11 protein-coding genes are annotated in these 13951 nt (G+C 61.1%); 5 read left to right on the top strand and 6 right to left on the bottom strand.

The features are described from left to right. Window positions 1-6 precede the first annotated feature (6 nt). Both CAF74_RS07955 and CAF74_RS07960 read left to right on the top strand, forming a co-directional pair. The gene (locus tag CAF74_RS07955) at window positions 7-279 is read left to right on the top strand and encodes a DUF2160 domain-containing protein (protein ID WP_039767461.1); all 273 of its coding nucleotides are present in this window, start codon (window positions 7-9) and stop codon (window positions 277-279) included. A 47-nt stretch (window positions 280-326) separates the two neighbouring features. Continuing rightward, window positions 327-2069 carry an ABC transporter substrate-binding protein gene (locus CAF74_RS07960; RefSeq protein ID WP_007951484.1) on the top strand — a complete coding sequence of 581 codons (1743 nt, stop codon included), beginning with the start codon at window positions 327-329 and terminating at the stop codon, window positions 2067-2069. Between the two features lie 43 nt (window positions 2070-2112). Here the strand turns inward: CAF74_RS07960 and CAF74_RS07965 are convergent, their stop codons facing one another. The 6 genes from CAF74_RS07965 to CAF74_RS07985 all read right to left on the bottom strand — a co-directional run bounded on the left by CAF74_RS07965 (window position 2113) and on the right by CAF74_RS07985 (window position 7789). Beyond that, window positions 2113-2991, bottom strand: coding sequence for an alpha/beta fold hydrolase (locus CAF74_RS07965; RefSeq protein ID WP_085745966.1), 879 nt, complete (start codon window positions 2989-2991; stop codon window positions 2113-2115). Beyond that, entirely contained in the window at window positions 2988-3938 is a 951-nt protein-coding gene (locus CAF74_RS07970) for a trans-aconitate 2-methyltransferase (protein WP_085745967.1), read from the bottom strand. The genes CAF74_RS07965 and CAF74_RS07970 overlap by 4 nt, the downstream gene beginning before the upstream one ends. Beyond that, entirely contained in the window at window positions 3935-5158 is a 1224-nt protein-coding gene (locus CAF74_RS07975; protein WP_085745968.1) for a YcaO-like family protein, read from the bottom strand. The genes CAF74_RS07970 and CAF74_RS07975 overlap by 4 nt, the downstream gene beginning before the upstream one ends. Before the next feature lie 50 nt (window positions 5159-5208). Then, a complete protein-coding gene (locus tag CAF74_RS29380) occupies window positions 5209-5337 on the bottom strand; it encodes a hypothetical protein (protein WP_007951477.1) in 129 nt (42 codons plus the stop codon). A 371-nt stretch (window positions 5338-5708) separates the two neighbouring features. Next, complete coding sequence (locus tag CAF74_RS07980; protein ID WP_085745969.1) at window positions 5709-7118, bottom strand: heavy metal sensor histidine kinase; 1410 nt, start codon at window positions 7116-7118, stop codon at window positions 5709-5711. Beyond that, window positions 7115-7789, bottom strand: a complete 675-nt coding sequence (locus tag CAF74_RS07985; RefSeq protein WP_085745970.1) for a heavy metal response regulator transcription factor — start codon at window positions 7787-7789, stop codon at window positions 7115-7117. Before CAF74_RS07985 ends, CAF74_RS07980 begins: the two co-directional genes overlap by 4 nt. A gap of 408 nt (window positions 7790-8197) precedes the next feature. On the opposite strand from CAF74_RS07985, the gene CAF74_RS07990 reads away from it, so the two are divergent. From CAF74_RS07990 to CAF74_RS08000, 3 genes are read left to right on the top strand one after another with little or no spacing between them, the layout of a single operon-like run. Next, on the top strand, window positions 8198-9445 hold the full coding sequence (locus CAF74_RS07990) for a TolC family protein (protein WP_085745971.1): 1248 nt from the start codon (window positions 8198-8200) through the stop codon (window positions 9443-9445). Between the two features lie 49 nt (window positions 9446-9494). Continuing rightward, a complete protein-coding gene (locus CAF74_RS07995) occupies window positions 9495-10688 on the top strand; it encodes an efflux RND transporter periplasmic adaptor subunit (protein WP_085745972.1) in 1194 nt (397 codons plus the stop codon). Window positions 10689-10703: 15 nt separating this feature from the next. After that, a complete protein-coding gene (locus tag CAF74_RS08000) occupies window positions 10704-13856 on the top strand; it encodes an efflux RND transporter permease subunit (protein ID WP_085745973.1) in 3153 nt (1050 codons plus the stop codon). The last annotated feature ends 95 nt before the right edge of the window (window positions 13857-13951 follow it).

Below are 13951 nucleotides of genomic sequence, written 5' to 3' on the forward strand. Positions count from 1 at the left end.
CTGATGATGGAATGGATGAGCTGGACCGTCCCGACGGCGGCGTTTTTCATCGTGATTGGTTTGATCCTGGTGGGCATGACCACCTGGGAACTGCGCTCGCCGAGCATCTTGCGGCGAGGGTTTCTGCCGATTGCCACCACCCGTGGCGATCGCTTGTTCATCGGTCTTCTCGGCAGCGCCTACCTGCATCTGCTGGTAATCGGCGTGACCGACTGGAGCATCTGGGTAGCGTCCGCGTTGTCCCTGGTGTGGCTGTTGGCTGTGATGCGTTGGGGCTAGTCGAATCGCTCGGCAATCTTGCTCCGAAAACCTAACAGGAGGTCTCTATGTTCGATAAGAAAAATAAGCTGCGACATAGCATTTCATTGGCAGCCATGCTGGCACTCAGCGGTTTGAGCGCGTCCGCCTGGGCCGACGCCTACGAAGATGCCGCAAAAAAATGGATCGGCAGCGAATTCAAGCCGTCGACCCTGACGGCCGAGCAGCAACTCGAAGAACTGAAGTGGTTCATCAAGGCGGCCGAGCCGTTTCGCGGGATGGACATCAAGGTCGTCTCGGAAACCCTGACCACCCACGAATATGAATCCAAGGTGCTGGCCAAGGCCTTCAGCGAAATCACCGGCATCAAGCTGACCCACGACCTGCTGCAGGAAGGCGACGTTGTGGAAAAAATGCAGACCGTGATGCAGTCGGACAAGAACATCTACGACGGCTGGGTCAACGACTCGGACCTGATCGGTACGCACTTTCGCTACGGCAAGACCGAATCGATCACCGACCTGATGGCCAACGAAGGCAAGAACTTCACCTCGCCGACCCTCGACATCAAGGACTTCATCGGCATCTCCTTCACCACCGCGCCGGACGGCAAGATCTATCAGTTGCCCGACCAGCAGTTCGCCAACCTTTACTGGTTCCGCGCCGACTGGTTCGAGCGTGCCGACCTGAAAGCCAAGTTCAAGGAAAAGTACGGCTATGAACTGGGCGTCCCGGTGAACTGGTCGGCCTATGAAGACATCGCCAAGTTCTTCAGCGAAGACGTCAAGGAAATCGACGGCAAACGCATTTACGGGCACATGGACTACGGCAAGAAAGACCCGTCGCTGGGCTGGCGCTTCACCGATGCCTGGTTCTCCATGGCCGGTGGCGGCGACAAGGGCATTCCCAACGGCTTGCCGGTGGACGAGTGGGGGATTCGTGTCGAGGATTGCCACCCGGTCGGTTCCAGCGTGACCCGCGGCGGCGACACCAACGGCCCGGCAGCGGTGTTCGCCACCACCAAATACGTCGACTGGCTGAAGAAGTACGCGCCACCGGAAGCGGCGGGCATGACCTTCTCCGAGTCCGGCCCGGTGCCGTCCCAGGGCAACATCGCCCAGCAGATCTTCTGGTACACGGCCTTCACCGCCGACATGACCAAACCGGGCCTGCCGGTGGTCAACGCCGACGGCACGCCGAAATGGCGTATGGCACCGTCACCACGCGGGCCGTACTGGGAAGAAGGGATGAAGCTCGGTTATCAGGACGTGGGCTCCTGGACCTTCATGAAGTCCACGCCTGAGAAACAGAAACTCGCGGCCTGGCTGTACGCGCAGTTCGTGACCTCGAAAACCGTTTCGTTGAAGAAAACCATCGTCGGCCTGACGCCGATTCGTGAGTCGGACATCAACTCGCAAGCGATGACCGATCTGGCACCGAAACTCGGTGGTCTGGTCGAGTTCTACCGCAGCCCGGCCCGTGTGCAGTGGACCCCGACCGGCACCAACGTGCCGGACTACCCACGCCTGGCGCAACTGTGGTGGAGCCACATCGCTGAGGCCGCCAGCGGCGAGAAGACCCCGCAACAGGCCCTCGACGGTCTGGCCAAGGATCAGGACGCGATCATGACCCGTCTGGAACGGTCCAAGGCCCAAGCGGTGTGCGCACCGAAAATGAACCCCGAGCGCGACGCGCAATACTGGTTCGACCAACCGGGCGCACCAAAACCGAAACTGGCCAACGAGAAACCGAAAGGCGAAACCGTGAGCTACAACGAACTGCTCAAGTCGTGGGAGGCGGCACGCAAGTAAGCGCTTTTGCGGGACGGAACGGCACCTTCGGGTGCCGTTTTTTTTAGCCTTCGATTTCACGTTTCACCGCCCGACGCACTGCTTTGAGGATCGCATTTTCAAAGGCGTTGTGCCCGGCATGCAGCAGTCGGCAGTGGATGTTCATGCGTTGCCTGAGCCAGCGCACGCTGGCCATGCCATGGGTGTCGCGGATGCCCTGGATCAGCAGGGTGTTGTCGTCGAGGGTCAGGTATTCGTCCTTTGGTGTGAAGAAATAGTTTTGCAGGTGGTAATGCAGTTCGAGGCGGATCGCGAGCACCGCTTCCTGATCGACGAAGCGCTCCAGTGTGTCGGGGCAAATCGTCTGCCCTGTGCGACGTAGAACAGCGTTCAACCATTCGATGGCGGCGCGGTTTTGCTGCGATGGACAGCCTTCGCCGAGGATCCGGTAGATGTCCCTGGCCCGTTGGCCGGGCGACATTTGAGGTGATTGCGCCAACCCGTCATTGAGCGCCTGATCGTAGGCCCGGACATTGTCGGCAAACGGCACGAATACCGAGACCAGCGTGGTTTTCAGCAGGTGCTGCGGATAGCGCTGTTGGTACTGGATCGCCAGCCAGCTACCCCATGACACCCCCAGCACGCTGATTTTTTCGAAGCCGAAATGCTGGCGCAGGGCATCGATGTCTTCGACACACTGCCCGGTAGTGTTATCCCGAAGTTCGCCGTAGGGCGTCGAGCGTCCGCAACCTCGTTGATCAAACAGGATGATGTCGAACCGGCCCGTGTCGAAGAACTGCAAATGGTGGCGGCTGATACGCCCGCCGGGACCACCATGGATAAAAAACACCGGTTCGTGTCCCGGAACACCATGCCGTTCCCAATAGAGTTGATGGCCGTCGCCGGTCGGGTAATAACCTCGGCTGTGCAGGGAAAAACTCATGGCGCCGGAACCGTCAGACGATAGAACTGGAACAGTTCGACCTGCCCGGGCCGTGCCGCGACGCTGGATTCAAGTTTCAGGTTGTGGATGGAAGCCAGCCAGGAGACAGGTATCAACACCGGTGTGTGACCGAAAACAAGGATCGTGCCGCCGGGCTTGACGCAGCGGATCAGCGATTCGAATGCGGCCTGGGCATCCCGTCGGGTCAAGACTTCGGCGTTGAGGAACCGCAGGACCAAGACATCGCAGCGAATCCCGGAATCGAAAGCTTCACTCGCCTCCAGCACGTCGAATTCGATGGATGTTCCGCTGTGCCAGCGCCTGGCGTGTTCGATCATCGAGGCCGAACGGTCACTGCCCAGGCACAGACAGTCGGGCAGGGCGCGGGCGAGGTGGGCGATGAACGCGCCGGTCGAACAGGCCGGGTCGTAAATCAGCGCGCCTTTTTCAGTGATGGCCTGGAGCAGCCCGGCGCAGTATTCGCGCAAGTGGTGTTCGTCAGTGTTCAGCTGTTCGGCCAGTGATTCGTTGCATTGCCAGAAGTCTGCCGGGCAGACCGCTTCCCGGCCCGCCTCATCCAGCAGCGGAAAGGGAAACAGGACCTCGCTGTCAGCCTGATGCAAGGCGTGCTCGAAGAACTGCGCTTTGTCTGCGGGGGAGACCGTCCGATAGCCGATCGACAACCCGTCATCACCCCACAATGAGTGGAGGTGCGGGCCAAACAACATGTCGGGTTTGAGCGCACTGCCGGCCTGCCACCGGAAATGCCGGTCACGCTGCAGGAGCTTGCGGCCGACCCAGAGCTCATCGTTCACCCGCAGGAAAAAAACGTGGTGCAGTCCGCTGCCTCGTGGTTCGAGGAAGTGGCCAACCGTGCCGTTCTCGTTGAGGTAAAGGCGCATCGAACGGGCCAGTGTCAGTTCCCGGGTGCGATCGAGTCGGTTCATACGGCTGGCCTCTCCAGCGTACGGCCTCGGGCTTGCGGAATGACGACGTTCCCGCTGGAGACCACGAAGAAGCGTTCCAGTCCGGGGATCACCACGTTGAGCAGGGTGGTGCCGAGCTCGGTTCGCTGCAGGATGGCGGCCCCCAGCGTACGGCCATGAATCCGCAGGTCTTGAGTCAGCAAGTACAGTTGGTTTTCCACCGACAGGTATTTAGCGGAATCCGGCAGTCTGATTTCGTGTTGAACGCAGCGATGCAGGAGCGTCTGCGGATCGAACTGCGCACAGCGCAGCAGGCGCGGGAAGGGCTGCAGATTGCGCAGCGCGTTGTTCAGCGTCTGTCGGTATTCGGGTTCGGCGGCGCTGAGTTGCAATTGCACCAGTTCAGTGAGCGCCCGCCACGCCGCGTGGCGCGGGTCGAGGGAGCTGCCACTGCCGAATACCTGTGGGTGAGCGCCCGGCTTCGTGGTGAGGGCCAGAAAAGTCCGGGTCGTGAACTCGGTGCTGATATCCACCAGCACGATTTCGCCGTCGATCTCCTGTTCGGCATCGGCCCACAGACGACCGAGTTCGTCGCTTTCAGTGAGACGCGCCACCCGCCGCAGTGGTGGATGATTTTCGTAGTAAAAATGGTTGAGCAAAAACAACGACACGGCGTCGCGCTCGATGCATTCGTTGGCGGCGTGCAGCATCGCTTCGTTGTAAGTGGCGCCAATCGCGGTGCCGCTGTTGCTGGCGTAGCGCTGCACGGCGCGGTAGTCCGCCATATCCGGTGACGAGGGCAAACGTGAACCGTTCGGCGAGGTCAGCGCCACCGGATAGGAAAAACGGTCATGCCACGGCGGACAGACATAGGTCCGGCAGGTGATGCGCACGTTTTGCTGGCAAGTGAGCCTGTGCAGAAGCGAGTCATCGGCAAACACCGGCGTGTCTTTGAAATAGCCTTCCGTCTCGTGGTGAACATCGTAGGTACAGAGCTCATCCGTCCAATAGTGCTCGAGCGCTTCATAGAGCGCGCCCAGGTGCGCCTGATTCGCATAGCCCTTGCCGGAGCCACGGGCATGACGGTTGTCGCTGCCATGCAGACTGGCCTGAACGGCAACCACTTTGCTGCCGAGGGTGCGGGTGTGTGGTGTGAGGCCCAGGCGTGAAAGTTCGGTGTGGATACGCCGTTCTGCCTGAGCGGCCGTGAGCTCACGCTCGGCCAACGTTGTCTTGTCCATGATTCCCTTCCTGGAAAGCCCGCGAGGGCGCAGGGCCCCCGCGGGTTCTGTCACTCGGCGTTGAGTTCCGCCTGTTCTTCCTCGGTCAGTTGCAGCGCTTCGATCTGCTCTGGCGAGGGTGCTTCCTGCTCTTCCAGTTCATCGATAGGGTTTGCGTTCAAGCTGCCCATGTAGCCCATGATGTTGCTCCTTGGTTGTTGTTTGGGAGTGCTGTTGCAAGCACGAACCGAATCTAAAAGGGCGGTGAGGGCGGGGTCAAAAATGTCCGGACGTTTCCAGCCGCGGGTTTCAGCGGTGTCGAAATACGTACTGATAAAACGTGAATTGACGCCGGGCGGATGTGTTTCTGGGGGCAGCACTGCGTGGCAACGGGCGAACCATGCGAAAGGAGTCAGCGGTTTGAGGCGTTCTGTCGTGTGCCGCTGTCGGACGTTTCAGCGCGGGGACGACGCAAATTCGTACTGAAGGATTTACGGAGATGGATGCAGCACTTGTGCGGTGATTTTTCCCATGAGGTTTGAGAAAACACCGCACAAATCGGCTTGACGGTTCAGTGCCGTTCCCGGTGCATCACAGGAAACACCAGACTGAACACCGTCATCGCCCCCGGACGGCTTTGAACCTGCGCGGAGCCCTGATGCAAGGTCATGATCGAATGCACGATGGCCAGCCCCAGCCCGGTACTGCCCTGTGAACGGGTGCGACTGCTGTCGACCCGGTAAAAACGGTCGAACAGATACGGCAGGTGCTGCGCTTCGATGCCTGTGCCGGGATTGCTCACCCGCAGCGACACCTCGTTCGGCGCCTTTTCGATGAACAGCGAAACGGTCTTGCCGGACGGGCAGTGGCGCAGGGCATTGGACAGCAGATTGGAAATCGCTCGCTGAATCATCAGCCGGTCGCCCGATACCTGAGCGCTGCCGATGACCTTCAGATCGATCTGTTTGTCCTGTGCCGTCAGAGAAAACAGATCGGCCACTTTGAACGCCTCTTCCTCCAGCGCAATCGGCTCGAACGAGGTGTGTGCCGCAGGCTGGCTCGCCTGGGCCAGGAACAGCATGTCCGAAACAATCCGCGCGACCCGCTCCAGCTCTTCGGTGCAGGACACCAGAACGTTGGTGTATTCCTCGACCGAGCGCTCTCGCGACAGCGTCACTTGGGCCTTGCCCATCAGGTTGTTGATCGGCGTGCGCAGTTCGTGGGCCAGGTCATCGGAGAACTGCGACAACTGCTGCACGCCGCTGTCCAGTCGATCGAGCATGACGTTGATGCCCTGCGCCAGTTCGCTGAGTTCCTGGGGCATGTTCAGCACCGACAACCGGTGATCGAGATCCTGCGTCGTCACTCGTGCCGCCACTTTGCGAAACTCCCGAAGCGGGGCCAGCCCTCGCTGCACGGCGCCCCATGCGGTCAGGCCGATGAACACCAGCAGCAACGGCAAGGCCATCAGCGTCGAGCGCAGGTAGGCGCTGAGCAGAGCCTGATCGTGGGCGTTATCCATCGACAGCAGCACCGGTACGTTGCTGCCGTCCTTGAGGCGAATCAGCTTGGAGACGGTGAGAAACTTCGCGCCTTCAGCATCGGCGCTGTCGGTGTGGGTCAACTGATCGGTGGTCGCCCGAACTGCCTTCAGTTCAATCCGTGGATCGGTCAGGCCCGAGCCGGACTTGAGCAGCGGGGTGCGCAGGTTGTTCAGGTCGTAAATGGTCAGGGTCAGGTTGTCATGCCCCATGACCTGATCGAGCAGAATGTGTGGCTTGGCGCTGATCTCACCGGTGTCGGCGTACAGCGTCAAGCTGTGCTCGACCTGTTCCATCTTCTTTTCCAGGCTGTCGCGCGATAGCGCGTTCAGCTCATGGGTCAGGGCGAAATACGCGAGGATGGCCAGGAACACCACCAGCAATGCACCCAGAATGCTGACCGTCAGACCCAGCCGCAGCGACAGGCTGGCCGGCTTCATTCCCGGGCCTCCAGCACATAGCCGACGCCGCGCAGGGTGTGGATCAGTTTGCTGTCGAACGGGTCGTCGATTTTCGCCCGCAGGCGGCGGATCGAAACTTCGACCACGTTGGTGTCGCAGTCGAAATTCATGTCCCACACCAGCGAGATGATCTGGGTGCGGGTCAGCACTTCGCCGGACTGGCGCATCAGCAGATGCAGCAGGGCGAACTCCTTGGTGGTCAGGTCGATGCGCTGCGAGCCACGAAAGGCCCGGTGACGACCCGGATCAAGTTCCAGATCGGCGACCTTGAGCACCTGCGGCACCGGAATGTTTTCACTGCGCCGCATCAACGTGCGTACCCGCGCCAGCAGTTCCGGGAACTCGAACGGCTTGACCAGATAATCGTCGGCGCCCAGATCCAGACCGCGGATCTTGTCCGCCAGCCGCCCGCGTGCGGTGAGCATCATCACCCGGGTGGAGTGGGTGCGACGCAGTTGTTCCAGCACGCTCCAGCCATCGAGTTCCGGCAGGTTCACATCGAGAATGATCAGGTCATAAACCTGTTGTTGCGCCAGGTGCAAACCGTCAGCGCCATTAACGGCGTGGTCAACGATATAACCACTTTCGGTCAGGCCCTGATGCAAGTATTCGGCAGCTTTAAGCTCGTCCTCGACGACAAGGATTCGCATGATGTTTCACCACTTTTAATGAATGGGTATTTAAGTAAGTGAGTCTGGAAGTTGCAGTTTTTGCAGGGGCTTCCTGACGGACTTTGAAACTGAGTGGCGGGCACGGTAAAGGCTGTAGTGGCTACAGAGTCAACGCCTGAGCGCTTTAAATCGGCCGTCCGCGACAGCCTGTCGCAGTGGAATGGCGCATTTTTCACGACTTTCATTTCGGCAAGTGCTGTCCGGCAGATAACTAACGTGCATTTGTTTCTATCTATTGCAATAAAGCCATTCGAACTTCGAATCCTAGAGCAAAACAACTTCGATAAACCGTGGATAACGGATTTGTAATGTTCACGTCACCTTGTCGATAAGTTCAAAACCCTACCGTGGCGCCATCAACGATTCTTGATTGAAGGAAGCCTTCCATTGCCCGGTTTAATTGAACTGACGGCGCGATCACGCCTGAAAAAAACCGCCAGCGGCCTTTTGTTGCTGGCTTGTACCAGCCTAGCCAGTGCATCGACCCTGACGCTGGATCAGGCGCTGCAAACCGCCTTCGCCGGCAACCCGGATCTCGCCGCCGCGCAGTGGGAAATCGGCATTGCCGAAGGCGACCGCAAACAGGCCGGGCTGATCCCGAATCCCGAAGTGTCGTGGGAGGCCGAAGACACCCGGCGCGAATCGCGCACCACCACGGTGATGCTCAGCCAGCCGATCGAGCTGGGCGGCAAGCGTGGCGCGCGGATTGAAGTAGCGAGTCGTGCGCAGGATGCCGCCGGCATCGAGCTGGAGCGCAAGCGCAACGCACTGCGCGCCGACGTGCTTCAAGCGTTCAACGGTGCGCAAACCGCGCAGCAACGTTTGCAACTGGCCCGGCAGTCGCTGCAGCTCGCCGAGCACGGTTTGCGTGTGGCACAGGGGCGGATCGAGGCGGGCAAGTCGTCGCCGGTCGAAGGCACGCGGGCGCAAGTGCAGCTTTCGGAAGTGCGCCTGGAATTGAGCCGCGCCGAGCGCGATCAGGCCAATGCGTACCAGCAGTTGGCACAGGTCATGGGCGCACCGTTGCCGACGTCGACTACGGTGCAGACCGCGACTCAAAGCCTGCCCAGCGTACCGCTGCCCACCCGTTTGCTTGAACGCTTGAATGAGACGGCGGAGCTGCGCCTGGCCAGGTTGCAGATCGACCAGCGCGAGGCGTCGCTGGGGCTGGAAAAGTCCCAGCGGATTCCCGATCTCACCGTCAGCATCGGCAGCCAGTACAGCGAAACCGAGCGCGAGCGGGTCAACGTGGTGGGGCTGTCGATGCCGATTCCGCTGTTCAACCGCAATCAGGGCAACGTGCTGGCGGCGGCGCGGCGTACTGATCAGGCGCGGGACCTGCGCAACGCCACCGAGCTGCGTTTGCGCACGGAAATCCAGACCACGCTGGCGCAATGGCAGACCGCCAACGGCGAAATCCAGGCATTCGACCGGACCATTCTGCCCGCCGCGCAAAGTGCGGTGGACAGCGCCACTCGCGGTTTCGAAATGGGCAAGTTCGGCTTCCTCGACGTGCTCGACGCCCAGCGCACATTGATCGCCGCTCGCAGCCAATACATCCAGGCGGTGAGCGAGGCGACCGACGCCCGGGTCCGCATCGAACGCATCTTCGGCGACCTCAGCGCCAACCCTTGAATTTCAACTTTCTGATCACTGCGCGATGGTTTGGCGCAGAGGAGTTTCCATGGATAAAAAACTGATTGTGGTCGCTGCGGCGACGTTGGCGCTGGGCATTGGCATCGGCTCGATGTGGAGCGGCAATGCGTCCATCGATGCGCATGCCGACGAAGCGGCGGAACACGCCGATCACGCCGAAGAAGGCGCCGCTGCTGACGGCGAGCATGCCGAAGAAGGGCACATAGAATTGACGGCCGAGCAGATCGCGGCGGCGGGGATTCAACTGGCCGCCGCCCAGACGCATAGCTTCAGCCTCGGCCTGTCGTTCCCCGGTGAAGTGCGTTTTGACGAAGACCGCACCGCGCATGTGGTGCCGCGCGTGCCGGGCGTGGTCGAGTCGGTGTCGGTCAATCTCGGGCAGTCGGTGAAAAAGGGCCAGTTGCTGGCGGTGATCGCCAGTCAGCAGATTTCCGATCAGCGCAGCGAGCAGGCAGCCGCGCAACGCCGCTTGGCCCTGGCCCGCACGACGTTCGAGCGCGAGAAGAAACTGTGGCAGGACAAGATCTCCGCCGAACAGGATTTCCTCCAGGCACGTCAGGCCCTGGAGGAAGCCGAAATTGCCGTGAGCAATGCCCGGCAAAAGATCAGCGTGCTCAGTGGCAGTGTGGTCGCCACCGGTGGCAATCGCTATGAACTGCGGGCGCCGTTCGACGGTGTGGTAGTGGAAAAGCACCTGACGCCGGGCGAGGTGGTCGATGAAACCACGGCGGCGTTCACGCTCTCGGATTTGTCGCGGGTGTGGGTCACCTTCGGCGTGTCACCGAAGGATTTGAACAAGGTGCAAGTGGGCAAACCCGTCACCGTCAGCGCGGCGGAGTTGAACGCCGAAGTCAGCGGCACCGTGGCTTACGTCGGCAGCCTGCTCGGCGAACAGACCCGCACCGCGACCGTGCGCGTTACCCTGGAAAACCCGCAAGGTTCGTGGCGACCCGGCCTGTTTGTCACCGCGCTGGTCGCCACCGACAGCCGTCAGGCCAAAGTCGCCGTACCGGAAACCGCAGTCCAGACCGTCGAGGACAAACCCACGGTCTTCGTCCGCACAGAAGATGGCTTCAAGGCCCAAGCGGTAGAGCTGGGCAGTCGCGCGGCGGGGCAAGTGGAAGTCACCGCCGGACTGGAGCCTGGCGTGCAAGTCGCGAGCGCCGGCAGCTTCGTCCTCAAATCGGAGCTGGGCAAAGCCTCGGCCGAGCACAGTCATTAATCGCGGAAGACTCCCATGTTCGAACGCCTGATCCAGTTTGCCATCGAGCAGCGCATCATCGTGTTGCTCGCCGTTCTGCTCATGGCCGGCCTCGGTATCGCCAGTTATCAGAAACTGCCGATCGACGCCGTGCCCGACATCACCAACGTCCAGGTACAGATCAACACCGGCGCGGCCGGGTTCTCGCCGCTGGAAACCGAGCAGCGCATCACCTTTCCGATTGAAACCGCGATGGCTGGCTTGCCGGCGCTGGAGCAGACCCGGTCGCTGTCGCGCTCGGGGTTGTCCCAAGTCACGGTGATCTTCAAGGACGGCACTGATCTGTTCTTTGCCCGGCAATTGGTCAACGAACGGTTGCAGTCGGCCAAAGAGCAATTGCCCGAGGGCGTGGAAGCGGTGATGGGGCCGATTTCCACCGGGCTCGGCGAGATTTTTCTGTGGACGGTCGATGCGAAAGAAGGCGCCCTGAAGGACGACGGCACGCCCTACACGCCGACCGACTTGCGGGTGATCCAGGACTGGATCATCAAGCCGCAACTGCGCAACGTTCCCGGCGTGGCCGAGATCAACACCATTGGCGGTTTTGCCAAGGAGTACCAGATCGCCCCCGATCCGAAAAAACTCGCGGCCTACAAACTGACCCTCACCGATCTGGTGACGGCGCTGGAGCGCAACAACGCCAACGTCGGCGCCGGCTACATCGAGCGCAGTGGCGAGCAATTGTTGATTCGCGCGCCGGGGCAAGTGGCGAGCACCGAGGACATCGCCAACATCGTCATGGCCAACGTCGACGGCACGCCGATCCGGATCAAGAACGTCGCCACCGTGGACATCGGCCGCGAACTGCGCAGCGGCGCCGCCACGGAAAATGGCCGCGAAGTGGTGCTCGGCACGGTGTTCATGTTGATCGGTGAAAACAGCCGCACGGTTTCTCAGGCCGTCGCCGCGAAGCTCGAACAGATCAACAAGTCGTTGCCCGCCGGCGTGATCGCGGTGCCGGTGTACGACCGCACGCATCTGGTCGACAAGGCCATCGCCACGGTGAAGAAGAACCTCGTCGAGGGCGCGATTCTGGTGATCGCTATCCTGTTTCTGTTCCTCGGCAACATCCGCGCTGCGCTGATCACGGCGATGGTTATTCCGCTGTCGATGCTGTTCACCTTCACCGGCATGTTCAGCAACAAGGTCAGCGCCAACCTGATGAGCCTCGGCGCGCTGGACTTCGGGATCATTGTCGACGGCGCGGTGGTAATCGTTGAAAACACTCTGCGCCGGCTGGCCCATGCGCAGCAGCATCACGGGCGTCTGCTGACGCGATCCGAGCGTTTCCATGAAGTATTCGCGGCGGCGAAAGAGGCGCGGCGCCCGCTGATTTTTGGCCAGTTGATCATCATGGTCGTGTACCTGCCGATCTTCGCTCTGAGCGGTGTGGAAGGAAAAATGTTCCACCCGATGGCGTTCACTGTGGTCATCGCGTTGCTCGGCGCCATGCTGTTGTCCGTGACCTTTGTGCCGGCGGCGATTGCGCTGTTCGTGACCGGCAAGGTCAAGGAAGAAGAGGGCGTGATGATGCGTGGTGCACGTCGCGTGTATGCACCGGCGCTGGCCTGGGTGATGTCGCATCGTGCTGTTGCCGTGGGTGCGGCGCTGGGCGTGATCGTCCTCAGTGGCGTGGTCACCAGCCGCATGGGCAGCGAGTTTGTGCCGAGTCTCAGCGAAGGCGATTTTGCCTTGCAGGCGTTGCGCGTGCCGGGCACCAGCCTGACGCAATCGGTGGACATGCAGCAGCGGCTGGAAACGTTGATCCTGAATAAAGTGCCGGAAGTCGAGCGCGTCTTCGCCCGCACCGGCACTGCGGAAATCGCCTCCGACCCGATGCCGCCGAACATCTCCGACAGCTACGTGATGCTCAAGCCCAAAGAGCAATGGCCGGACCTGGGCAAGTCCCGCGAAACTCTGATGGCCGAACTGCAACAGGCCGCGGCGACGCTGCCGGGCAGCAACTATGAACTGTCGCAGCCGATCCAGTTGCGCTTCAACGAGCTGATCTCCGGCGTGCGTAGCGACGTGGCGGTCAAGGTGTTCGGTGATGACATGGACGTGCTCAACGCCACGGCGGCGAAGATTGCCGCCGCGATGCAGAAGGTCGACGGTGCTTCCGAGGTCAAGGTCGAGCAAACCACCGGTCTGCCGGTACTGACCATCAACATCGACCGCGACAAGGCCGCGCGTTACGGGCTCAACGTCGGTGATGTGCAGGACACCATCGCGGTGGCCGTCGGCGGGCAGAAGGCCGGGACGTTGTATGAAGGTGACCGTCGGTTCGACATGGTGGTGCGCTTGTCCGACGCCATGCGCAAGGACGTCGACGGGTTGTCGGCGCTGCTGATTCCGGTGCCGGCGGCTGGCGGTGAGGCGGCCAGTCAGATCGGCTTCATTGCGCTGAAGGACGTTGCCAGCCTCGATCTGGTGCTGGGGCCGAATCAGGTCAGCCGCGAGAACGGCAAGCGCCTGGTGATCGTCAGCGCCAACGTGCGTGGGCGTGACATCGGTTCTTTCGTCGCCGAGGCGGGCGAAGTGATCGAGCGCGACGTGCAGGTGCCGGCGGGTTACTGGACCACCTGGGGCGGTCAGTTCGAGCAACTGCAATCGGCGGCCAAGCGCTTGCAGATCGTGGTGCCAGTGGCGTTGCTGCTGGTGTTCGGGTTGCTGTTCATGATGTTCAACAACCTCAAGGACGGCTTGCTGGTGTTCACCGGGATTCCGTTTGCGCTGACCGGCGGGGTCATGGCGTTGTGGCTTCGGGACATTCCGCTGTCGATCTCGGCGGGCGTCGGGTTTATCGCGCTGTCCGGTGTGGCGGTGCTCAACGGGCTGGTGATGATCGCGTTCATTCGCAACTTGCGGGAGGAAGGCCGGTCGTTGTCCGAAGCGATCCATGAAGGCGCGCTGACGCGATTGCGCCCGGTGTTGATGACGGCGCTGGTGGCGTCTTTAGGCTTCATTCCGATGGCTCTTGCGACCGGCACCGGGGCCGAGGTGCAGCGACCGCTGGCGACGGTGGTGATTGGCGGGATCCTGTCCTCGACCATTCTCACGCTGCTGATCCTGCCAGCGCTGTATCAGCTGGCGCATCGTCGGGACGAGGAAGCGCTTACGGCTGCCTAGTCACTTTTTACCTCAACAACAGGCCCGCCATTGCGGGCCTTTCTACATGACGGATATGTAATTTCGGCGCCACCGTCACGAAAGGTTCGGATTGT

Source organism: Pseudomonas sp. R45(2017) (assembly GCF_002112305.1).
Taxonomy (GTDB): domain Bacteria; phylum Pseudomonadota; class Gammaproteobacteria; order Pseudomonadales; family Pseudomonadaceae; genus Aquipseudomonas; species Aquipseudomonas paraglycinae.